Below are 23,781 nucleotides of genomic sequence, written 5' to 3'. Positions count from 1 at the left end.
AACCCGGAGCCGTGCTCCGATGGGGACGGCGGGAGCTATGCGTAATACGGTCCGGGCGACTGGTGCATCAGGCACCAGGAACCACACCAGCATCTTCAGCAAGACCGGCACCACCAGGGCGACTGCACGTGGCGCGGTGGCGCTGTGCGCCGTCGCAGCACTGTCGTTGACGGCCGCCTGCGGCGGCGGCAGCGACGACAAGGGGGGAGAAGGCGGTGCTTCGCAAGCTGACAAGAGCACCGTGAAGCTCCCCAAGCTCAAGGGTGAGAAGCTTCAGGTCGCAGCCGTCTGGACGGGCGACGAGGGCAAGAACTTCACCAAGGTCATCGAGGCGTTCGAGAAGCGCACGGGTGCCGAGGTCGAGGTCACGCCCACCGGTGACAACGTTGCGACGTTCCTCGGCTCGAAGCTCGAGGGCGGCGCGCCGCCGGACGTCGCGATGCTGCCGCAGGTCGGCGTGTTGAACCAGTTCGCCGAGAAGGGCTGGCTCAAGCCTCTCGACGACGCCACCAAGGAGCAGCTCGGCAAGAACTTCTCCAAGGGCTGGCAGGATCTGGGCGCCAACAACGGCAAGCAGTACGGCGTCTACTTCAAGGCCGCCAGCAAGTCCCTGATCTGGTACAACGCCGGCGCGTACGAGGCCGCGGGCGTCAGTGAGGCGAAGACCTGGAAGGACTTCGTCAAGAACGCTCAGACGATCTCCGACTCCGGCGTCGAGCCGGTCTCCGTCGGCGGCGCCGACGGCTGGGTCCTCACCGACTGGTTCGAGAACATCTACCTCTCGCAGGCAGGCGCCGAGAAGTACGACAAGCTCGCCAAGCACGAGATCAAGTGGACCGACCCCTCGGTGAAGAAGGCGCTGACCACTCTCGCCGAGCTGTTCGGGAAGAAGGATCTCCTCGCCGGAGGCAACAAGGGCGCGCTGCAGACGGACTTCCCGAAGTCCGTCACGCAGACCTTCGACTCCACCGACACCCCGAGCGCCGCGAGCGTGTTCGAGGGTGACTTCGTCGGCATCAACGTCGCCAACGACACCAAGGCGAAGATCGGCAAGGACGCGAAGGTCTACCCGTTCCCGACGGTGGACGGCAAGGCTCCGGTCGTCACGGGTGGCGACGCGGCCGTCGCGCTGAAGGACAACAAGGGCGCCCACGCCCTGCTGACCTTCCTCGCCTCGCCCGAGGCCGCCGCGGTCTGGGCTCAGGAGGGCGGCTTCGTCTCGCCGAACAAGAACCTGGACGGCAAGGCGTACCCGGACGACGTCCAGCGCGAGATCGCCAAGGCTCTGGTCTCGGCGGGCGACGACTTCCGCTTCGACATGTCCGACCAGGCTCCCGCGGAGTTCGGCGGCACCAAGGGCAAGGGCGAGTGGAAGGCCCTCCAGGACTTCCTCAAGAACCCGAAGGACGTGGCAGGTACCCAGAGCGCCCTCGAGGCAGCCGCCTCCAAGGCGTACAAGGACTGAAGCCCGCGCCGGTTCACAGCGCTCTGAGGGCCGGCGGCACAACAGCCGGTGCCGGGTCCGTCGTTGGCGACGGGCCCGGCACCGGTGACGCCGCAGCACCCGGCCCACCCCGACCACGCCCCACGGTCCCGAACAAGGGACCGGCTCCGGACAAGGGACACCACTGTCATGCCCACCCCTACCCCGACCCCGCCGACGGATGATCCGCCGGGCGCGGGCACCGCTCCCACCAAGGACTCCCCGGGCGGAACGGCTTCCGGTGCCGCCTCGGCGCCATCGGCGCCCCGGGCCAAGAAGGCCTCGGTCTCCGTGATGCGTTCGCGCCCCTGGATCGCCTTCTCGTTCCTGCTGCCGGCGATGCTGCTGCTGAGCGCGCTGGTCGTCTATCCGATCCTGTACTCGATCTTCCGCAGCACCTTCGACGCCTCAGGATCGAGCTTCATCGGGCTCGGCAACTACGTCGAGGTCTTCACGGACGACGAGATCCTGACCGCGTTCAAGAACAACCTCATCTGGGTCATCGTCGTCCCTTCGGTGTGTACGGCGCTGGGTCTGATCTTCGCCGTCCTGACCGAACGGGTGCGCTGGGGCACGGCGTTCAAGCTCATCATCTTCATGCCGATGGCGATCTCCATGCTCGCCGCGGGCATCATCTTCCGCCTGGTCTACGAGCAGGACCCGCAGCAGGGCGTCGCCAACGCCGTCTGGGTGGGGGTGCACGACACCTTCGCCGAATCCTCCGCGTGGCCGGGCGCCCGTCCCCGCCCCAACTCGGATCTGGCCAAGTCGGGTGGCGGCGACTTCACCACCAAGTCGGCCGTCTCCACCTCCGGTCCCGCCAACCTCGCGCTCGTCGGCGTCCCGCCGAAGGACGCGGCCGGCGCGGCTCCCGCCAAGGCGGCACAGCCGGAATCCGGCCAGGTCGCCGGCACCGTCTGGCTCGACTTCGCCCCCGGCGGCGCGGGCAAGCCCGACGTCGTCGACAAGAAGGAGAAGGCGCTCGAAGGCATCAAGGTCGAGGCGGTCAAGGACGGCAAGGTCGTCGGCACGGCCGAGACCGGCAAGGACGGCACGTTCTCGCTGCCGTCCAAGGCCGACGGGGCCAAACTCCGCCTGCCCGCCTCGAACTTCGCGGAGCCGTACAACGGGATCGACTGGCTCGGCTCGACGCTTGTGACGCCCTCCATCATCGGCTCGTACATCTGGATGTGGGCCGGCTTCGCCATGGTGCTGATCGCGGCCGGACTCGCGGGCGTACCACGGGAGTTGCTGGAGGCGGCGAGAGTCGACGGGGCGAACGAGTGGCAGGTCTTCCGGAAGATCACGGTGCCGGTGCTGGCTCCGGTGCTCGGAGTCGTCGTCGTCACGCTGATGATCAACGTGCTGAAGATCTTCGACCTCGTCTACATCATCGCCCCGAGCGCAAGTCAGGCCGACGCCAACGTGCTCGCCCTCCAGCTGTATCTGTCGTCCTTCGGTGCCGGATCGAACCAGGGCATCGGCAGCGCGATCGCTGTCATCCTGCTGCTGCTCGTCCTGCCGGTGATGGTCGTCAACATCCGTCGCCTCCGAAGGGAGTCCCGCCGATGACTGCCGTCAGCGCGGCCCAGCCCGAACCGACTGCCACCGTCGATCCGTCGGGGGTTCCGCCTTCCGAGACGAAGAAGACCTCGGTCGCATCCCGGCTGGTCTCTCTCACCGGCCACTGGGCGGTACGTCTCGGTCTCGTCGTCATCGCCCTCGTGTGGCTGATGCCGACCGTCGGGTTGCTGAGCTCCTCGCTCCGCAGCCCCGAGGACATCGGCGTCTCCGGCTGGTGGAGCGTCTTCGACTTCAACTCCAGCTTCCCGTGGGTGATCGACGCGGGTCAGTTCACCGGTGAGAACTACAACGCCCTGCTCTCCAACGAGCTGGTGACGGGCTCGCTCTTCACCACCCTGCTCATCACGATCCCCTCCACCCTGACCGTTGTGATCATCGGTGCTCTCGCGGGTTACGCCTTCGCCTGGCTGGACTTCCCCGGCCGCGACTGGTTCTTCCTGCTGGTCGTGGGGCTGCTCGTCGTCCCGGTGCAGGTGGCCCTCATTCCGGTCGCCAAGCTCTTCAACACCCTGGGGCTCTTCGAGACGACAGCGGGCGTCGTCATCTTCCACACGGCCTTCGGCCTGCCGTTCGCGGTCTTCCTCCTGCGCAACTTCTTCGCGGAGATCCCCCGCGAACTGCTGGAGGCCGCCCGGCTCGACGGTGCCGGGGAAGTCCGTCTCTTCACCCGCGTGGTCATGCCGCTCGGCGGTCCGGCCATCGCGTCGCTGGGCATCTTCCAGTTCCTGTGGGTGTGGAACGACATGCTCGTCGCGCTGATCTTCGCGGATTCCAGCAGTCCGCCGATCACGGTGGCTCTGCAGCAGCAGGTCCGCCAGTTCGGCAACAACATCGACGTGCTGGCGCCGGGCGCCTTCGTATCGATGATCATCCCGCTGATCGTCTTCTTCGCGTTCCAGCGTCAGTTCGTCTCGGGAATGATGGCCGGCGCCGTGAAGTAGGGCCGTACGCCGGCCGGTACGTCAGTACCCCCCTCCCGTCACCGGTTACGGGCGCCGCGCAGCGCCCGGGCCAGGTGACGGGAGATCACGGGCGGAAGCACCTCACGAGCGGCACGGCGGGAGAGCGCGGAGATCGCCGCCCCCCTGCCACGCCGGGCGGCGCCGTCCTTGGCGGAGTCCCGGGATTCGTCCCGGGGCTTCGCATGCCGGGAGCGTGGCAGCGCCGGCTGCGCCGCCTTGTCGGCCCCCACCAGCAGCAGCCGGTGCCCGGCCACGTCCTGCCACTGCAGCCAGCAGTCGCCGCGTTCGCGCAGCGCCGCGTGCAGCTCCGCCTGTACGGGTGCGGGGTCGCCCCAAGTGCCGTAGAACTTCTGGGCGCTGACACAAACCGGCCGCAGCCCCTCCTCCAGCACCGCCTGCCACGTCGCGCAGGCCACCCCGGGGGTGTGCGAAGAGCGGTAGTCGTCCAGGACGACTATCCCGTCCTTCGTCAGCGTGTCGCGTGCGGCCGCTATGTCGGGCCGCACGTGCTCGTAGAGGTGGGAGGCGTCGACGTGCACGAAGCGGCAGCTCTCATCCGCGACTTCGCCGGGAACCACGGAGGTCGGCGCGTGCAGCACACGCGGCAGCTCGTCGTGGAAGGAGAGGAAGTTGCTCTCGAAGCCCCGCCGCGTCAGGGTCGAGTACGAGCCGCGCATCTCGCGTTCGTTGCTCGCCGAGGGCGCCTCGGAGCCGAACAGGTCGCACACGGTGAACGTCTCACCGTCGCGCAGGTACGAGCGGAGCATGATGGCGCTCTTGCCGAGATAGGCGCCCATCTCCAGCAGATCGCCGGGCTGTTCGAGCTTGCGCTGCCGTGACAGCAGCCAGTCGAAGAGCACGATGTCCGTGTTGTAGAACCAGCCGCGCACTTCGCGGAAGGATCGCGGCTGCGGCAGCTGTTCTTCCTCACCTGCCGCTGCGGTTCCGTTTGCGTCCGTGGCCCCGGCTCGGGTCGTGGAAGTGGAGGTCATGGAGAGCGCTTCTCCTCGTACGGCGGGAAGGCGGAACAATGGCGCCCGGACCGGAGATCCGCAGGAGATCCGCTGAATCCGTCCGCAGCACCTACCGCTCTGTATACGAGGCCGCCGCCCCTGCGTGCACGCCCTGAGGGCCCCTGCGAGCAGGGCTTCCGCCGACCGACTTCCCGTGTCCACCGATGGTTCAGCCGATGTTGGCGCCCGGTGTCCGGACCGGCTCCCCGCGCCGGCAGACAACCTTCCCGGCACGCATCCGCCGCCTGAACACGTCGACTTCACCCTGCTGGCTATTTTCAGATCACCTATGGACAATACTGCCGATATGGGGCATTTCGGATGCCCCCCTTTTTCGAGCAGGACCTGTGAGGAATAGGCCAGATGAAGATCGCTTTTCTGCTGGACAACGCCTACGGAATCGGCGGAACGATCCGCTCCACGGTGAATCTCTCCCGGGCGCTTGCCGATCGCCACACGGTCGAGGTCGTCAGCCTGCGCCGTACGGTCCGTGAGACCGCTCTGTCCTTCGATCCCCGTGTCACCATGACCCACCTGCTGGAGCTGCGCCGCACCGAGCGCGGCTTCGACGGCGACGACCCCCGCTTCCGCGAGCCCAGCCACCGCTTCACCGAGGGCGCCGACCACCTGGAGCGCGGCGTCTCCACCCACCTCGGCGACGTGCGCGTCGAGGAGTATCTGCGCGAGACCGACGCCGACGTCGTCATCGCCACCCGCCCCAAGATCAACGACTATCTGGCGGCCTACGGCAGCGACCGCTACCTGCGCATCGGCCAGGAACACCTCACGCACGCCATGCACAGCGAACACGTGCGCTCCCACCAGGACGCGGCCATCCCGCTCCTCGACGCGTTCGTCACCGTCTCCTACGCCGACGCCGAGAACTACCGCGCCGCCATCTCCGGCACCGGCACCGAGACCGCCGAGCACGACGCCCTGATCACCTGCATTCCCAACGCCGTACCGGCCGTGGACGTGGAGCCGTCCGACGGCGAGAGCAAGCTGATCGTCGCCGCCGGAAGACTGATCAAGGTCAAGCGCTACGACCGTCTGCTCAAGGCGTTCGCACTCGTCTCGGAACAGCACCCGGACTGGCGCCTCCGGCTCTACGGACGGGGCCGGCAGGCGGCGGCGCTGCGGGCCAGGATCGACGGTCTCGGCCTCTACGACCGGGCGTTCCTCATGGGGCCGCACGCTCCCATCGAGGCCGAGTGGGCGAAGGGTGCGATCGCCGCCGTCTCGTCCGACGCGGAGTCGTTCGGGATGACGCTCGTCGAGGCCATGCACTGCGGAGTCCCGGTCGTCAGCACGGACTGCCCGTACGGGCCGGGGGAGATCATCAACCACGGGCAGGACGGCCTGCTCTCGCCCCTGGGCCCGTCCGAGAAGGACAGCGTCCGCGCGTACGCCGAGGCGCTGACGCAGCTGATCGAGAACCCCGAACTGCGCTACCGGATGAGCCAGGCCGCGCTGGAGAAGGCAGCCCGCTATGCGCCGGAGCGCATCGCGGGCGAGTACGAGCAGCTGATCGGGAAGCTGCTGGAGCAGCGGAGCAGCAGGGGCGCGCAGCCCGAGCGGATCCGGGCGGCGGAGGCCGCGGGCGTGCCGGGTGCGGCGGCTCCGGGTGCGGAGGCCGCGGGCGCGGCGGGCGCGACGGCTCCGGGTGCGGCCTCCGGTACGGCGCCGGCGACCCCGCCGGTGTCGGCCGGGACCACGGCTCAGGCGGGGGCGCCGGCGTCCGGCCCGGAGCCGGCGCCCGGGCTCGGCTCGGAGCACGGGTCGGCGCACCGGTCGGATCACGGATCGGCGCGCGGCTCGGCGCACGGCTCGGCGCACGGTGCGCAGCCAGGACCGCAGCCGGGGCCTCAGCCCGGACCCCATCCCGGGCCGAAGCCCGGATCCCAGCCCGCCTCACGGCCCAGATCTCCTCAGCACGGACCGGACCCCGCCCCCGTGCTCGCCTCCGCGCCCCAGCGCCCGGACGGGCCCGCACCCACGCCCCCTCCCGCCGGCAAGACCCCGAGCCCGGCCAACCCGGCCCCGCCCCCGTCCCGCCCCTTCCGCCGCTTCGCCCTGCGCGTCGCCGGACCCGTGCTGCGCCCGGCCGTACGAGCCTGGCGGCGGCACCGCAGCGCGAACCGTCCCGCCGCGAAGCTGCGCCGCCCGCTCGCCCGCACCCGGGTCGCCACCGACGGTTCGCTCGTGATCCGCCTGCTCGCCAAGAGGCTGCCGAAGACCACTTCCGTGCTCCTCGTACGCTCACGCCGCGACGCCGGAACACCGCACCGCATCCCGCTCCCGCCCCGCACCGAGGCCGTCGACGGCTGGGTCGAGGTACGGCTGGAGCGCACCGGGCACTTCCTGGCGGAGGACCGCTGGGACACGTACGTCGAGCGGAGTGCGGACGGAAAGCGCAAACGGATCCAGTCCGAACTCGTCGAGACCGCACGGCTGCTGTCGATGCCCGCACCCGTCGGCGGCGACGGCGTGGTCACGCCCTGGGTGCCCTACACCACCCTCGACGGCTATCTGGCCGTGCGTGCCTGGCACCGCTCCGGGCACGCCGAGGTCGTCTCCGTCGAACTCGGGCGGGAGAGCTGCACGGTACGGGCCGAGCTGTACGGGCGTGCCGCCCAGATGGCGACGGTGGAAGGGGGCTCGGTCGTGGCCGTCTCCCGCGCGAAGCCGGAACCGGACTTCGAGCTTCCGTTCGACCTCACTCCGGGCCTCGTGCCGTCACTCACCTTCGAGCTTCCGTACGAACTCCCGGCCGCTCTCGACTCGGGCGGTCTGAAGGGCGTCTGGGACCTGTGGCTGCGGAGCGGTGAGAAGGACGCTCCGCGCGTGCGCTTCGGGCGGCTGCTCGGCGACCTCGCCGACCGCAAGAAGACCGATCTGGTGCCCCGCGTCCGGCTCGGCGAGACGGAGACAGGGGTGTGGTTCTACTTCTCCCTGGTCAACGACCTGGTGGTGGCGCTGCAGCCGCTCCCGCCGGCGAAGCCGCTGGAGCCCGCGGCGGCCAAGGGCGCCAAGCCGGCGGCGCCCGCGGCTCCCGGAAGAACGGGTCAGAGCACCTCGTCCTCGTCGAGCGCCTCGCCCGGCAACTGACCGGCCGGCCCACCGGATCGGACGGCCGACCCGGACAGGCCGGAGGAACTCGCCGATCCGGAAGGGCCGGAAGGGCCGCAGCAGCCCGCCGGTCCGGAGGGGCCAGCCGGGCCGGACAGGCCGCCTGGCTCCTCCACCGAGGCGGCGCCGCACCGCGCCCGGTGCGCCTCCGCCTCGGCGCGCAGATCCTCCACGGCCCTGCCGAAGCGTACGGCTGAGGGCGGCTCGTCCGGTCCGAGCAGATACGCCTTGAGCTGCGCGCGGGCCGGTCGCAGCACATCCGCGGCCGGCTCGCGGACCGACTCCAGCAGAGCGGGCACCCCTCCGGCGTCCGGCGTCAGGATGGTTGCCGCACGCACGGTCGGGAAGCCGGCTCTGAACTCCTCCTCCGTCAGCCCGGTGGTGTTGACGACCGCGTACGGCTTCTCGCTGCTCAGATAGTCCGACACCACGCTGGAGACGTCCGAGACGAGCAGATCGGCCTGGTTGAAGCACGAGATGATGCCCGGCCGCTGGTCTGCGAGCACCAGGTGCTCCGCCGGATCGCACGCCCGCCAGTAGCACTCCTCCCACGCCTCGACGGCCTGCCACACGCTCGCGGCCGAGGGGTACGCGTCGGCGTGCTGCCACAGCATCCGTTCCGCCTCGTCCCTGCCGAGCCGGGCGGACGGACCGTCGACGGCGGCCAGTTCGGCCTCGCAGCGCTCCAGCTCCGCCACGGCCTCCGCCGGCCTCGCCGAGGTACCGGGACCGGTGACGGTGCCGGTGCCGCGGCGGCGGGCGTTGGCCGCGGCGATCTGTTCGCGGACGCGCCGGTCCACCTCCTTCACCGCCGGATCGACCGAACCCGTCATCGGATGGGGCTTGTAGAGCAGCCGCACCCCCTCCTGCGCCAGCAGGGCGGCGACGATCCGCTCACCGGCCAGCGGCAGCGACGTGTTGCCCGGATCGTCCGTCCACCCCTCCCAGGTGGGCGCGTACAGCACGGTCACCGGAGCGCCCGGTGCCGGCGGCCCGGCGAACGGGCGGACGGACTCCAGCTGTGGACGGCCCACCTCGCGCACGTCCTCGTCGCGGACGCCGATTCCGGCGAGCCGGTAGCGCTCGCGAGCGGCGGGACCGGCGACCCAGACCTCGTCGTAGGCCTTGGCGTAGGGATTGCAGGAGGAGAGCTTGTCGCTCTCGCCATGGTTGATGAAGGCGTGCTTGATGGTGGGGATGCGCAGCACGTGCGAGGTCTTGCCGGAGTTCGCCGGGTGCAGCAGCACGAGCAGACCGGACTGTTCGAGGCGCATCAGGTGCGCGACCTTCGGGATGCAGACGACCGGGACGTCCGTCGCGTCGATCTTCTGCACCATGAAGCGTTCGCGCAGCACGATGAGCGGACGCCCTTCAAGCCCGCCGAGCGTCGGCAGCCACATGTTCGCCTGGTACGCGGAGGTGGCACCGCCGGAGAAGTACATGCCGACGGTGGGCCTGTACGCGGCCAGCCAGCCGTCGAGCCAGGCCAGCACCTCCTCCTCCCCGGCGGGACGGCGTCGCGGCAGCAACCGGCACGCGAGGTGCAGCACGCCCGTCAGCAGCACCGCCCAGCACACCAGCGCCACGGCGGCGCCCCAGCGCGCGTTGCCGGTCACGGCGGTGGCGGCCGTGCCGGCGGTGACGAGGGCCGTGCACGTGAGCAGCCTCGCCGCGCCGTTGCGTCCGAACAGCGGGGGCGGCGCGGGGCCGATGCGGAGCGCGGAGGCGTCGATGTTGCGCGTGACGACGGGGAGCCTGCGCGACCGCCGTACGCGGGCGGCCACCGCCTGGCACAGGAAGTGCGTCGCCCAGCAGCCGAGCACCGCGACCAGCAGCCATGCCGCGTAGTGCAGCGGGCGCAGCGCGTCGAGCCGTGCCAGCCCGCCGAGCAGGAGGCCGTCCCGCAGCAGCTGCCGTACGGGGTGGTGAAGCTGGGCCCTGCCGAGGCCACGGGCGAGGGCGGGCCAGCGGCTCAGCATCCACGACTCGGCCAGGATGCCGAGCACCGCACCGGAGACGACCGGCACGGTCGCCGCCAGCAGCACGCCCAGCAGCTGAAGCAGATATCCGGCGGCCAGGAGAGCCAGGAGGGCGGCCGCGGCCAGCGCACGGACCGGGATCCGGCGACCGCCCGGAGCGGGCACGGAAGCGGAACCCGGAGCGGCGGATGCCCCCGGAGCGGCTGCGGCCGGCGGACCGGCCTCGGCCTCGGAGGCCGCCCCCGAAGCGGACGCGGACGCGGATTCGGTTGCGGATGCGGATGCTGACGCGGAAGCTGCGTCGGGCTCGATGCGCATGGGCCTCCCCTGCGGTCTCCTCCAGTGAAGACCGGCGGCGCGCGCCGTGCGCTCTGGGTACGGCCGAACGCGTGCACCCGGGGCCCGCCGCACATGCGACGGTCCCCGTACGAGTGACCGTACGGGGACCGAGCGCCCGAGCCTCTGCCGGCAGCCCGCCGGATCAGCGGGTCAGCGCGGATCGCGGATCAGCGGGTCAGCGGGTCAGCGGTTGCTCCGTAGCAGCGTGCGCATCGTCCGCATGGCGACCGAGAGGTTGGCCAGGTCGAATGTCTCGGACGCCTGGATCTCGTCGAGGGTGGCACGGGCACGCGAGAGGATCGTCGCGTTCTTCGCCTCCCACTTCTCGTACCGCTGCTCCGGCGTCGCCGTGCCGTCGCCCTCCGAGAGCACGTCGGCGGCGATCAACTGGTGTGCCGCATACAGGTCTTCGCGGATCGCCGCACGCGCCATGGACTGCCACCGGTCGGCGCGCGGCAGTTCACTCACGCGCTCCTGCAGCTGCGTGATGCCGAGACGGTCGGCCAGGTCGTGGTAGACGGCCGCGACGTCGAGCAGCTGCACGCCCGTACGGTCCGCGACGGCGACCACGTCCAGCCCGGAGAAGGCGGCGGAGAACCCTGCCACCCGCTGGGCCAGCTCCGAGGGAACTCCCGCCTCGTCCAGCCTGTCCAGGATCGCCTGGTGCCAGACGCGGTCGTCGCCCTTGAGGAGCTTGGGCAGCTCGTCCCACACCGCCGCCACCCTGTCGCTGAACAGCTCGATCGTCTCAGCGAGCTGCAGCGGCTGCGGACGGTTGTTCAGCAGCCAGCGGGTGCCGCGCTCCGCGAGGCGGCGCGACTGGAGCCTGATGCTGGTGAGCACGTCGGCCGAGACGACATTGTCCAGCGCCTCGGCCTCGTCCCAGATCTCGCCGAGCCTGAAGATCGTGCGCGCTGCGGTGTGCGCACGGACGATCTCCTCCGTCGACGCGCCCGTCTCCTCCTTCATGCGGTGCACGAGGCTCGAACCGCCGGTGTTGACCGTGTCGTTGACCAGCAGCGTCGTGACGATCTCACGGCGCAGCGCGTGCGCGATGATCTCCTCGGGGAACCGCTCCCGCAGCGCCCGCGGGAAGTAGGCGTGCGCGAGCTGCTGGAGGTACGGGTCGTCGGGGAGAGTCGTGTGGATCAGGTCGTCCGTCACCGTGATCTTGGTGTACGCGAGCAGCACCGCCAACTCCGGCTGGGTCAGGCCCGCTCCGGCCGCGAGCCGCTCGCGGATCTGCTTGTCGCTGGGCAGGAACTCCAGGCTCCGGTCCAGCTTGCCCTCCTTGGCCAGGTGCCGCATGTGGCGGTGGTGCGCCTGGAGGAGGCCGGAGGCGACCTCGATGGAGTTGGCCAGCGTCACGTTCTGCGCGTAGTTGCTGCGCAGGACGAGCTCCCCGACCTCATCGGTCATCTCCGCCAGCAGGGCGTTGCGCTGCTTCACCGTCATGTCGCCGTTGGCGACGACCGAGTTGAGCAGGATCTTGATGTTCACCTCGTGGTCGGAGGTGTCCACGCCCGCGCTGTTGTCGATGGCGTCGGTGTTGACGCGGCCGCCGTTCAGGGCGAACTCGATACGGCCGAGCTGGGTCAGCCCGAGGTTGCCGCCCTCCCCGACGGCCTTCACACGCAGGTCCTGGCCGTCGACGCGGATCGAGTCGTTGGCCTTGTCGCCGGCGTCCGCGTGCGCCTCCGTCGACGCCTTGACGTACGTGCCGATGCCGCCGTTCCACAGCAGATCGACGGGGGCGGCGAGGATGGCCCGCATCAGCTCGGCCGGCGTGACCTTGCCCGCCTTCGACTCGATGCCGAGGGCTGCCCGTACCTGCGCGCTGACCGGCACGGACTTCGCGGAGCGGGGATAGACGCCGCCGCCCGCGGAGATCAGCGAGGTGTCGTAGTCCTCCCAGGAGGAGCGCGGCAGCTCGTACAGGCGGCGGCGCTCCGCGTACGACGTGGCCGCGTCGGGATCGGGGTCGAGGAAGATGTGCCGGTGGTCGAAGGCCGCGATCAGCCTGATGTGTTCGGACAGCAGCATGCCGTTGCCGAAGACGTCGCCGGACATGTCGCCGACGCCGACGACCGTGAAGTCCTGGGTCTGGGTGTCGTGGCCCAGCTCGCGGAAGTGCCGCTTGACCGACTCCCAGGCGCCCCGGGCGGTGATGCCCATGCCCTTGTGGTCGTAGCCCGCGCTGCCGCCCGAGGCGAAGGCGTCACCGAGCCAGAATCCGTAGGCCTCCGCGACCTCGTTGGCGATGTCGGAGAACTTGGCGGTGCCCTTGTCGGCGGCGACGACGAGGTAGGTGTCGTCCTCGTCGTGCCGGACCACGTCCTCCGGGTGCACGACATCGCCGACGACCAGGTTGTCGGTGATGTCGAGCATGCCCGAGATGAAGGTCTTGTAGCAGGCGATGCCCTCGGCCAGCCACGCGTCCCTGTCGGCGGCCGGATCCGGCAGCTGCTTGCAGACGAAGCCGCCCTTGGCGCCGACGGGCACGATGACCGTGTTCTTGACCTCCTGCGCCTTGACCAGGCCGAGGATCTCCGTGCGGAAGTCCTCCCGCCTGTCCGACCAGCGCAGCCCGCCGCGCGCGACCTTCCCGAAGCGCAGGTGCACGCCCTCGACGCGCGGCGAATACACCCAGATCTCGTACTCGGGCCGGGGCGCCGGCAGATCGGGGATGGCCTGCGGGTCCAGCTTCACCGACAGGTACTCGTGCGGCCCCGCCGACGGATCCTTCGTGCCGCCCGCCCTGCTTCCCGCGCCGGTGCTCTGGAAGTAGTTGGTGCGCAGAGTGGCCCTGATGACGGTGAGGAAGGAGCGCAGGATCCGGTCCTCGTCGAGGCTCGCGACTTGGTCAAGCGCGCCGTCCAGCTCCTCCATCAGCCCGTCGGTCAGCTCGTGCCCCGCCCGTGAGCGGCTCGGGTCGAGGCGCGCCTCGAAGAGATTCACCAGCAGCCGCGTCGTGTGCACGTTGTGCCGGAGGGTGTCCTCCATGTACGTCGGGCTGAAGGTGGCACCGGCCTGCCGCAGATACTTCGCGTAGGAGCGCAGCACCATCGCCTGCCGCCACGTCAGACCGGCGGAGAGGACCAGCGAGTTGAGACCGTCGTTCTCGGCGCGGCCCGTCCATACGGCGGTGAAGGCGTCCTGGAAGCGCTCGCGGGCGTCCTCGCCGAGGCCGTGCGCGTGGGAGACGGGCATGCGCAGCCCGAAGTCGTAGATCCACGCCTTGCTCTTGTCGCTGCAGCGCAGCTCGTACGGACGCTCGTCGACGACCTCGACGCCCATGGCCTGCAGCGCAGGAAGGACTGCCGAGAGGGAGACGGGCTCGCCGATGCGGAAGATCTTGAACCTGCGCTCACCGGGGCCGGCGCCGACCGGCTCGTACAGGCTGAGCGAGAAGTCGGGGGTGCCGTTCTCACCGCGGGCGAGCCTGTCGAGGTGCTGGAGGTCGGCCACTGCGGCGCGCGGCGGGAAGTCCGCCTTGTACCCCTCGGGGAACGCGTTCGCGCTGTAGAGATGGCCCAGCTCGGCGGCGGCTTCCTCGCCGAACTCGGCGTTCAGCGCCTCGATGTAGCCGTCGGCCCAGGAGCGGGCGGCCTCCGCGAGCCGCGCCTCGATGCGGTCGGCCTCGGCGTCCGTCAGCTCGGGGAGCTGCGCCCCGGACCTGAGGCGGATGACGAAGTGCAGCCGGGTGAGCACCGATTCGGTGTTCCAGACGCTGAAGTCCACATTGGTGCCGCCCAGTTCCTCGGAGAGGATCTCGGTCAGGCGCAGCCGTACCGTCGTCGTGTAGCGGTCGCGGGGGAGGTAGACGAGCGCCGAGTAGTAGCGCCCGTACTCGTCCTTGCGCAGATACAGGCGCAGCTTGCGGCGCTCCTGCAGATAGAGCACCGAGGTGGCGATGGAACGCAGCTGGTCCGCGGGGATCTGGAACAGCTCGTCGCGCGGGTACGTCTCCAGGATCTGCAGCAGGTCACGGCCGGCGTGGCTGTCCGGCGCGAACCCGGCGGCGGTCAGCACCTCGGCGACCTTGCGGCGGATGACCGGGACGCGGCGCACCGACTCCGTGTACGCGGCGGAGGAGAAGAGGCCGAGGAAGCGGCGCTCCCCCACCACGTTCCCCTCGGCGTCGAACTTCTTGACGCCGACGTAGTCGAGATACGAGGAACGGTGCACGGTGGCACGGCTGTTGGCCTTGGTCAGCACCAGCAGATGGTGCTCGCGGGCCTTCGCGCGGGCGTCCGCGGGAAGCCGGCTGAAGGACGGCGAGACCGGGTGGCCCTCTTCGCTCGTGGTGTGCTGCGGGTCGGAACGCAGAATGCCCAGGCCGGTGCCCGGGACGGGGGTGAGCGTCAACTCCTTGTCCCCGTCGGGGGTTTCCTCGGACAGCTCGTACTCGCGGTAGCCGAGGAAGGTGAAGTGGTCGTCGGCGAGCCAGCGCAGCAGCTCCCGCGACTCCTCGACCTCCTGGGCGGGCACGTCGGGAGCGGTGGGCTCGGTGTCCAGCTCCTCGGCGACGTCCAGCGCGGCGCTGCGCATCTTGCGCCAGTCCTCCACGGCCTCGCGCACGTCGGAGAGGATGCGCAGCAGGTCGTCGCTGATCTGCTTGAGGTCGTCGCGCTCGGTCTCACGGTCGATCTCGACGTGGATCCAGGACTCGGTGACGGCGTCGTGCGGCAGCTCCCGCGCCTCGGCGGGCCGTTCACCCGGGCCGTGTGCGGGCTTGTCGCGCCCGGCGTCCAGCACCTCCAGCAGCTTCCCCGTGACGTCGCGGCGCACGATCATCTGCGGGTGGATCACTACGTGGATGCCGCGGTGCTGCCGTGACAGCTCGTTCGTGACCGAGTCGACGAGGAAGGGCATGTCGTCGGTGACGACTTCGATGACGGTGTGCGTGCAGGTCCAGCCGTTCTCGTCCACCGACGGCGTGTGCACGCGGACGTTGGCGGTGCCCTGGGGCCGCTCCTGTGCCAGACGGTAGTGCGCGAACGCCGCACCGAGGATGTCGACCGGGTCGCGGTCGGTGAGGTCCTCCGGCGCGGTGTGCAGGTAGTAGCGCTGGAGGAACGCCCTGAGCGCTCCGTTCTCAAGACCCCGCGCCGGGTGCTGACCCCCGGCCGGGCTCTCTTCAGCTACCCGGACGGCCTCCTCCAGCCGCTCGGCCTTTGCTTCATCCAGCTTGGTCTGCATGTCCTGTGGCTCCTGTCGCGCGCCGTTGCGTGACGTGAAATGGCTGGGGCTTGTCGGGACACGGCATCAGAACGCGGGGTGACCGCCCGGAGCTCGACGCGTGCCCTGGAAGAGACCAGCGGCTGCCCGGGGCGCTGTCGCGCAATGGGCACCGGACGGGGGGTCGCGCCGCCCCCGCGAGATATCGCGCTGATCACGCCCGTAGGCTACAGCCCTTGAGCCGGGGGCAGTCATAGACCTTATGTGTACAAAATCGGGGGTTGGTCTTGGACGGAGTGGACAGCAACCGGCTGCCGTCCGTCCGGTAGGAGCCGGCTGTCCGGCCCTTCAGTCCTACCCCGCATTCCCACCACCCGACTCCTCGACTGCCACGGTTCCTTGCGGCCCCGGCTGCTCCGACTGCCCAGCCGGCGGCCCCTGTTGACCGCACGGCGGTGCGACCTGGCGGCTGGGACCCGGCCGGGCGGCTGGGCGGCTATGCCGCTATCTGCTCTGCTGTCTCGACAGCCTCCGCCAGTGTGTCCACCACGGGGACTCCGGCCGTCTCCAGGCTCTTCCGGCTGTGCGATCCGCCCGTGTAGAGGACGGCACGGGCTCCCACGTGCCGGGCGGCCAGCGCATCGTCCACCGCGTCCCCGATGATCACCGTGTACTCCGCCTCCACGCCTTCCAAGGACAGAAGGTGCCGCGCCATCTGCTCGGCCTTGCCGCCCCCTGAGGGCCCCCGGGCACCGTCGACGCGTACGAAGTGCCGGTCGATCCCGTGCGTACGCACGAGCGGGACGAGCCTGTCGTGCGGAGCGAGGGAGCAGAGCGACTGCGTACGCCCCGAAGCCGCACGGTCCGCGAGCAGCTCGGCGGCGCCTTCGGCGAGCCCCGCGTCCCGCGCCTGCCGCCAGTAGTGCCGGTGGAACGTCTCGTCCATCACCTCCCACTCCTCGTCGCTCGGCAGCCGCCCCATCAGCCGCTCGTAGAACCGCGGGACGGGAACGCAGTACAGCTCGCGGTAGCGCTCCAGGGTGATGGAAGGGTGTCCGAGCTCGGCGAAGGCGGCGTTCGTCGCGGCGATGACTGCATGGATGTCGTGCAGCAGCGTGCCGTTCCAGTCCCAGACGATGTGAGCGGACCGTCTGTGCTTGTGTCCCAGACCCATGGATACGACGGTACGTCGAGGGTCTGACAACGCGATACCGGATTCGGCCGTCCTGACCCGCCGCCCGCCCGCGCCCGGGGCCCCGCCGGGAACCTCACCCGGGACCTGGCCGGGACCGCGCCCGGAGCCGGGACCGGCGGCCGGGAGACCCACGCCCCCGCGTACCGCCACGGCACGGCCGCCCGGCGGCCCCGGCGCACATGTCAGCAGGTCAGATGCGGGATCTCCTGTGTGGCGTACCAGAGAAGCTCGTGGTCCTCGGCTCCGTCCACCGTGAACCTGGCGTCCTCGTCGCCCATGTCGGCCGCGCCGAGCGCCCCGGCCGCCGCGGTGACGTCCGGCTCGGCCTCGGCGGAGTCCATGTGCACGGCCGCCGCCCGCGACATCGCCAGGGGCCCCTCGATCCGTACCTCTCCGAGGGATTCACGCTCCAAGCCGTGATCGGGGTCGAAGGAGACCGCCCCGTCCGGGACTTCGAAGGCGACGACGACGCGGCGACGGGGGACCTCCGGCCTGCCGGCCAGCAGCCGGAGCGACGCCTGGGCGGCGCGGTTGAGCGCGGCGTACTCCAACTCCTCGCTGTCGTCGGAGAGATACCACTCACGCAGCCCCGGTGTGACCGCGTACGCGACGGTGCCGCCGCGCTCCGGCGCCAGCTCCCCCGCCCCGTGGGCGTCGCGCAGCGCTGGGAAGGTCAGGGGGACGTAGACACGCATGGGCTGCCGCTTTCGTGTATCGCCGGAGGGTCTGCCCCGTCAGGATACGGGCCGTACAGCACAGGCCCGTCGGCCAGTCTCGGCACGAAGCCGCAGGTGAGACGGACCAGCGGTCAACCCTGTTCCGTGCGTCGTCCTGATAGGTGAACCGTGCGGGCGGCTCGCCGCGCTCCTAGTCACACATTGCGACCGAGCGGTCACGCAGCTACAACCATGAGCGAAGCTACCGCCGGGTAAACACCGTCGTCACCTCGCCCGGCGGCGTTCTCATCCCGGCTTCGCGGACTCGCGCCGTTCGCCGTTCCGTCGTCTCGTCACTCACTCATCGGGGGACCTCATGGACACCATGCCCACACCACCCGCCGCCGCCTCCCCGCGCAGCCGTCACACCCCCGCGCGGAAGGCCCCGCCCGGACGCCGTGACTCGCGGCGCCCTGAGATCCGGCGCACCCGCCCTGCCACGGCCCGTACGACAACGGCCCATACGGCAGCGGCCCGTACGGCCACGGCCGGCCCCGGCGCCGCACCCTCCGCTTCCGCACTGCGCGCGGCGGCCGCGAGGGAGCGGGAGCGGCAGCCGCCGTTCTGGTTCGCCAGCCGGCTCATGCTCGTACTCAGCGGCCAGCGGCCCGTCCACACTCTGCTGGGTCACACCCGGAGTCCGGCCTACGAGCACCTCTCCGGCCTCGCGTCGCACGCACCGCTGCGCCCGCGCGGCGCGGACCGTACGAGCCCGGCAGTCCTGGACGCGCGCGGCAGCCGGCCGCGGGACGGAGTGATCGAGGCGTTCGCGCGCATCGTCACCGGCGACCGCCAGCGGGCCATGGCATTCCGCCTGGAGCTGTGCGCCGACCGCCGCTGGAGGTGCACCGCCGTCGAGCTCGACGGCCAGTCGCCGTCGGACCGGCGGCCGGCGAGCCGTGAGCCTTAGGGGGTGTCCGCCGGACCGGTACGGGCCGGGGCCCTGCCGCCCTCACCGAGCGGCGGGCCCCGGCCCGTACCGTGAATGCGCCGAAGGCCGCACAGTGCCCAGGGCGCGGCGCGGCCTCAGCGGCTCACTTCTTGCGCTTCTTGCCCTTCTGCGCCTTGCGGCGCTCGGCCCGCGTCAGGCCGTCGGCCTCGGAGCGGACCGGGCCGCCGTTGCCGGTCTCCAGCTCGCCCTCCTCGACGCCGCCCTCGGCGGTCGGCGCGGAGTAGTGCAGCCTGTCCGGACGCTGCGGGGCGTCCAGGCCCTTGGCCCGGATGGCCGGAGCGGCACCCATCGCCGCGCCGGCGGGCACCACGTCCTGCGGCTCCTTCTCCAGCGACGCCTTCTCCGCGGGCTGCCTCTCCTCGACGGGGACCTCTTCGACCTGCTGCTCGACCTGGACCTCCAGGTTGAACAGATAGCCGACGGACTCCTCCTTGATCCCGTCCATCATGGCCTGGAACATGTCGAAGCCCTCGCGCTGGTACTCGACCAGCGGGTCCTTCTGCGCCATGGCGCGCAGGCCGATGCCCTCCTGGAGGTAGTCCATCTCGTACAGGTGCTCACGCCACTTGCGGTCGAGCACCGAGAGCACCACGCGACGTTCCAGCTCACGCATGATCTCGCTGCCGAGCTCCGCCTCACGGGCGTCGTACTGCTCGTGGACGTCGTCCTTGACGGACTCGACGATGAACTCCGCGGTGATGCCCTCGCGTTCGCCGGCGGCGTCCTCCAGCTCCTCGACGGTCACCTTCACCGGGTAGAGCTGCTTGAAGGCGCTCCACAGCCGGTCCAGGTCCCACTCCTCGGCGAAGCCCTCGACCGTCTCGGCCTGGACGTACGCCTCGATGGTGTCGTCCATGAAGTGCCGCACCTGCTCGTGCAGGTCCTCGCCCTCCAGGACGCGGCGGCGCTCCCCGTAGATGACCTCGCGCTGCCGGTTGAGGACCTCGTCGTACTTCAGGACGTTCTTGCGGATCTCGAAGTTCTGCTGCTCGACCTGGGACTGCGCGGAGGCGATGGCCCTGGTCACCATCTTGTTCTCGATGGGGACGTCGTCCGGCACGTTGGCCATGGCCATCACGCGCTCGACCATCTGTGCCTTGAACAGCCGCATCAGGTCGTCGCCGAGGGACAGGTAGAAGCGGGACTCGCCCGGGTCGCCCTGACGGCCGGAACGGCCGCGCAGCTGATTGTCGATGCGGCGCGATTCGTGCCGCTCGGTGCCCAGGACGTACAGACCGCCGAGCTCCTTGACCTCGTCGACCGCGTCCTTGACCGTACGCTCCGACTTCTCCAGGGCGGCGGGCAGCGAGGACGCCCACTCCTCGGCGGTCTCCACCGGGTCAAGGCCGCGGTCGCGCAGCTCCTTCTCGGCCATGCCTTCTGCGTTGCCGCCGAGCTTGATGTCGGTGCCGCGCCCGGCCATGTTCGTCGCGACGGTGACGGAGCCCAAGCGGCCCGCCTCGGCGACGATCGAGGCCTCGCGCTCGTGGTTCTTCGCGTTGAGCACCTGATGGCGGACACCGCGCTTGTTGAGCTGCTCCGAGAGGTACTCCGACTTCTCGACGGAGGTCGTGCCGACCAGCACCGGCTGGCCCTTCTCGTGCTTCTCCGCGATGTCGTCGACGACGGCGTCGAACTTGGAGACCTCGGTGCGGTAGATCAGGTCGGCCTGGTCGGCGCGGGCGAGCGGCCGGTTCGTCGGGATCGGGACGACGCCCAGCTTGTAGATCTGGTAGAACTCGGCGGCCTCCGTCATGGCCGTACCGGTCATGCCCGAGAGCTTCTCGTAGAGGCGGAAGAAGTTCTGGAGAGTGATCGTGGCGAGAGTCTGGTTCTCGTCCTTGATCTCGACGCCTTCCTTGGCCTCGATCGCCTGGTGCATGCCCTCGTTGTAGCGGCGGCCGGCGAGGATGCGGCCCGTGTGCTCGTCCACGATCATGACCTCGCCGTCGATGACGACGTAGTCCTTGTCCTTGTGGTAGAGCTCCTTGGCCTTGATGGCGTTGTTCAGGTAGCCGACGAGGGGGGTGTTGACCGACTCGTAGAGATTGTCGATCCCGAGCCAGTCCTCGACCTTGACGACGCCCTCCTCGTGGATGCCGACCGTGCGCTTCTTCTCCTCGACCTCGTAGTCACCGGTCTCGGGCTTCTGCGTACGGGGCTCGCCGGGCTCGCCCCTCTCCAGGCGCTTCACGAGCTTGGCGAAGTCGCTGTACCACTTCGTGGCCTGGTCGGCGGGGCCGGAGATGATCAGGGGCGTGCGCGCCTCGTCGATGAGGATGGAGTCGACCTCGTCGACGATCGCGAAGTTGTGGCCGCGCTGGACCAGTTCGTCCTTCGACCACGCCATGTTGTCGCGCAGGTAGTCGAATCCGAACTCGTTGTTCGTGCCGTAGGTGATGTCGCAGTTGTACTGCTCACGGCGCTCCGGCGGCGTCATGTGCGCCACGATGCAGCCGACCGACAGCCCGAGGAAGCGGTGGACGCGGCCCATCCACTCGGAGTCGCGCTGGGCGAGGTAGTCGTTGACGGTGATGATGTGGACGCCGTCGCCCGAGACGGCGTTCAGATACGCGGGCAGCGTGCCGACCAGGGTCTTGCCCTCACCGGTCTTCATCTCCGAGACGTAACCGAGGTGCAGCGCGGCACCGCCCATGATCTGGACGTCGTAGTGCCGCTCGCCGAGCACTCGCTTGGCGGCCTCGCGGACGGTGGCGAAGGCCTCCGGCATCAGGTCGTCGAGGCTTTCGCCCTCCGCGTACCGCTCCTTGTACTCGTCCGTGAGGGCGCGGAGCTCGGCATCCGACAGGTCCACGAAGTCCTCTTCGATGGAATTCACCTGCCGCGCGATGCGGTCCAGCTTGCGCAGGATCTTTCCTTCACCTGCGCGCATGAGCTTGCCGAAGACGGACACTTGGGGTGGCTCCTTGCCGGTCGAACCTGGCACGGTCAGTGCGCGGACACGGCGATACGGTCGCCGCCGCACCGGCCATCGTATGCGAGGGACGTACGCCCCTGTACCCCTAACGGTCCGGAGCGCTCGAAGGTGCCGGGCCGGGCCGACGGGCGGACGGACGAGCCGGGCGGAGGGCCGGAGGGGCCCCGGCCGGCCGGACCCGGCGTGCACACGGCGAGTACGGCTCGGTGACCGGCCGGGTACAGGGCGGGGTACCGGCGGCGTACGGGCCGCGAAATTCCGGGCCAGGCTCACGGAGGCAAGGGCACAATCACTCCATGGAGCCCACGACCCTCGGCACGGAACGACTGCTGCTGCGTCCTTTCGACGAACGGGACGTGGAGAGCGTGCAGGCCGCCTGCCAGGACCCGGAGATCGTGCGCTGGATACCTGTGCCGGAGCCGTACGGGCGCGAGGACGCGGAGCAGTTCGTGTGCGGCGTCAGTCCGGCGGGCTGGCGCGACGACACCATGTACAACTTCGGCGTCTTCACGAAATCGGGTGGCCTCGTCGGATCCATGGGCCTTGTGCGCCTGTGGCAGATGCACACACCCGAACGCCAGGCAGAGCTCGGTTTCTGGACGGTCAAGGAGCAGCGCGGCAACGGCTACACGGTGGAGGCGGGCCGGGCCGTGATCGACTGGGCGTTCTCGGAGCTGAAGGCGGAACGGCTCGAATGGGTCGCGGAGGCGGGGAACGTGGCCTCGCGGGCGGTGGCCCGGCGGCTGGGCTTCGTGATGGAGGGGATGCAGCGCGCGAAGGTCGTCCAGCGGGGCATCCGGCGGGACGCGTGGGTCGCGGGGCTGCTTCCCACGGATCTGGGGCAGCAGATGGAGACTCCCTATCTGCCCGCGAACGAGCGGCCACCGGCGAAGCGGCGCGGGTGAGAAGGGGAGCGGCACGGGGAGCGCGGTGGCCGGGAGCGTCTGGGAGCCGCGGGGCGGCGGGGAGTTGTGCCGGGGAGCGGCGGCGGGCGGAACCCGGGCCGCGAGTACCGAGGGCTGAGGGCTGAGACGGGTTCGTCCGCCCGGGCCGGATGTCGGTGGGTGCGTTTATCGTCTCCCGCATGACGACTGCGGAGATCTCGCTCTCCGCCGACGAGGCCCGGCGCGCGGCCCTGTCGGCGCAGGCGTTGCTGGGCGCGCCGGACCGACGGGCCGGGGTGCGCGGGTTGCTGCGCCGGCTCGGTGCGGTCCAGCTGGACACCATCTCCGTGCTGGCGCGCTCGCACGAACTCGTTCCGTACGCACGGCTGGGCGCCGTCGGCCGTTCCGCGGTCGAATCGGCGTACTGGACGGGCGGGCACAGCTTCGAGTACTGGTCGCATGCCGCCTGCATCCTGCCCGTCGAGGAGTGGCCGCACTTCGCCTTCCGGCGCCGTGAGCGGCGTGCCCGCGGGCACCGCTGGCACATTCTGGAGGACCGCGACCGCGCCTGCGCGCTCGTACGGGACAGGCTCAAGGCCGACGGACCGCTGACCACCACCGAGCTGGGCGGCGGGAAGAACGGCGGCGAATGGTTCGACTGGTCCGATACGAAGATCGCGGTGGAGTGGCTGCTGGACACCGGCGAGGTGGTCTGTACGGAGCGGCGCGGCTGGAAGCGCGTCTACGACCTGGCTGAACGTGCCGTCCCCGACGACCTGCTGCACGACGACATCGACGACCACGAGTGCATACGCCGTCTCGTGGCCCAGGCCGGGGCGGCGATGGGTGTGGCGACGCGCGCCGACCTCGCGGACTACCACCGCCTCAAGGGCGAGCAGGTGGACGCGGTGCTTCCGGACACGGATCTGGTGCCCGTGGAGGTCGAAGGCTGGGGCAAGCCCGCCTGGGCAGATCCGGCGGCACTCGAGAACTCCCCGCGGGGACGGCACCGTACGACGCTGCTCTCGCCCTTCGACTCCCTGGTCTGGGACAGGCCGCGTACGCAACGGATGTTCGGCTTCACACACAGGCTTGAGGCGTACGTCCCCAAACCCAAGCGGATACACGGCTACTTCGCGATGCCGCTGCTGTCCGGCGGCAAGCTGCTCGGCCGGGTCGATCCGGGCCGGGAAGGCAGCACACTGTTGGCGCGCCAGGTCTCCATGGCCGGCCGCAAGGCGGTGGCGCCGATGGCGAAGGCGCTGTGGGAGGCGGCGTCCTGGGTGGGCTGCGACGAGGTTCGTGTGGGGCGCTGCGACGACCCCGAGCTGGCGGAAGCGCTGGCTCACACCCTGACGGAGGGCCCTGCTGGGGCACAGGCCGGGAAAAAGGTGGGGAAGGACTGACCGGCTCTCCCGGCGGCGCT

Annotated in this window: 13 protein-coding genes; 7 read left to right on the top strand and 6 right to left on the bottom strand. The window is 70.3% G+C overall.

Going from position 1 to position 23,781, the window contains the following annotated elements; all coding sequences use genetic code 11:
* Positions 1-37 precede the first annotated feature (37 nt).
* The 3 genes from ACSMXX_RS20875 to ACSMXX_RS20865 all read left to right on the top strand — a co-directional run bounded on the left by ACSMXX_RS20875 (position 38) and on the right by ACSMXX_RS20865 (position 4,008).
* The gene (locus ACSMXX_RS20875; RefSeq protein WP_473180227.1) at positions 38-1,465 is read left to right on the top strand and encodes an ABC transporter substrate-binding protein; all 1,428 of its coding nucleotides are present in this window, start codon (positions 38-40) and stop codon (positions 1,463-1,465) included.
* 312 nt (positions 1,466-1,777) lie between these two features.
* A complete protein-coding gene (locus tag ACSMXX_RS20870; protein WP_473184884.1) occupies positions 1,778-3,055 on the top strand; it encodes a carbohydrate ABC transporter permease in 1,278 nt (425 codons plus the stop codon).
* A complete protein-coding gene (locus ACSMXX_RS20865; RefSeq protein WP_473180226.1) occupies positions 3,052-4,008 on the top strand; it encodes a carbohydrate ABC transporter permease in 957 nt (318 codons plus the stop codon). The genes ACSMXX_RS20870 and ACSMXX_RS20865 overlap by 4 nt, the downstream gene beginning before the upstream one ends.
* 38 nt (positions 4,009-4,046) lie before the next feature.
* Here ACSMXX_RS20865 and ACSMXX_RS20860 read toward each other — a convergent pair whose 3' ends face one another.
* On the bottom strand, positions 4,047-5,021 hold the full coding sequence (locus tag ACSMXX_RS20860) for a class I SAM-dependent methyltransferase (RefSeq protein ID WP_473180225.1): 975 nt from the start codon (positions 5,019-5,021) through the stop codon (positions 4,047-4,049).
* Positions 5,022-5,405: 384 nt separating this feature from the next.
* Between ACSMXX_RS20860 and ACSMXX_RS20855 the strand changes: the two genes are divergently transcribed.
* Positions 5,406-8,150 (top strand): glycosyltransferase family 4 protein, encoded by a 2,745-nt coding sequence (locus tag ACSMXX_RS20855; RefSeq protein WP_473180224.1) that lies wholly within the window; start codon positions 5,406-5,408, stop codon positions 8,148-8,150.
* Here the strand turns inward: ACSMXX_RS20855 and ACSMXX_RS20850 are convergent.
* The 4 genes from ACSMXX_RS20850 to ACSMXX_RS20835 form a co-directional block, all read right to left on the bottom strand.
* Positions 8,108-10,468: a hypothetical protein gene (locus ACSMXX_RS20850; protein ID WP_473180223.1), complete on the bottom strand. Its 2,361-nt coding sequence runs from the start codon at positions 10,466-10,468 to the stop codon at positions 8,108-8,110. The two genes, ACSMXX_RS20855 and ACSMXX_RS20850, sit on opposite strands and share 43 nt — an antisense overlap.
* A 204-nt stretch (positions 10,469-10,672) precedes the next feature.
* A complete protein-coding gene (locus ACSMXX_RS20845) occupies positions 10,673-15,691 on the bottom strand; it encodes an NAD-glutamate dehydrogenase (protein WP_473180222.1) in 5,019 nt (1,672 codons plus the stop codon).
* 475 nt (positions 15,692-16,166) lie between these two features.
* Entirely contained in the window at positions 16,167-16,844 is a 678-nt protein-coding gene (locus tag ACSMXX_RS20840; RefSeq protein WP_473180221.1) for an HAD family hydrolase, read from the bottom strand.
* A gap of 203 nt (positions 16,845-17,047) precedes the next feature.
* Positions 17,048-17,560 (bottom strand): DUF6912 family protein, encoded by a 513-nt coding sequence (locus tag ACSMXX_RS20835; RefSeq protein WP_473180220.1) that lies wholly within the window; start codon positions 17,558-17,560, stop codon positions 17,048-17,050.
* Positions 17,561-17,906: 346 nt separating this feature from the next.
* Here ACSMXX_RS20835 and ACSMXX_RS20830 point away from each other — a divergent pair, with 346 nt between their 5' ends.
* Positions 17,907-18,491, top strand: coding sequence for an Rv3235 family protein (locus ACSMXX_RS20830; protein ID WP_473180219.1), 585 nt, complete (start codon positions 17,907-17,909; stop codon positions 18,489-18,491).
* Between the two features lie 124 nt (positions 18,492-18,615).
* Here the strand turns inward: ACSMXX_RS20830 and secA are convergent, their stop codons facing one another.
* Complete coding sequence (gene secA / locus ACSMXX_RS20825; RefSeq protein ID WP_473180218.1) at positions 18,616-21,447, bottom strand: preprotein translocase subunit SecA; 2,832 nt, start codon at positions 21,445-21,447, stop codon at positions 18,616-18,618.
* A gap of 320 nt (positions 21,448-21,767) precedes the next feature.
* On the opposite strand from secA, the gene ACSMXX_RS20820 reads away from it, so the two are divergent.
* Complete coding sequence (locus tag ACSMXX_RS20820; protein WP_473180217.1) at positions 21,768-22,376, top strand: GNAT family N-acetyltransferase; 609 nt, start codon at positions 21,768-21,770, stop codon at positions 22,374-22,376.
* A gap of 179 nt (positions 22,377-22,555) precedes the next feature.
* Entirely contained in the window at positions 22,556-23,761 is a 1,206-nt protein-coding gene (locus tag ACSMXX_RS20815; RefSeq protein WP_473180216.1) for a winged helix-turn-helix domain-containing protein, read from the top strand.
* The last annotated feature ends 20 nt before the right edge of the window (positions 23,762-23,781 follow it).

This window comes from Streptomyces sp. DSM 116795 (genome assembly GCF_055792905.1).
The sequence above is the reverse complement of the archived record's forward strand: the minus strand, read 5'-3'. Positions and strand labels throughout refer to the sequence as shown.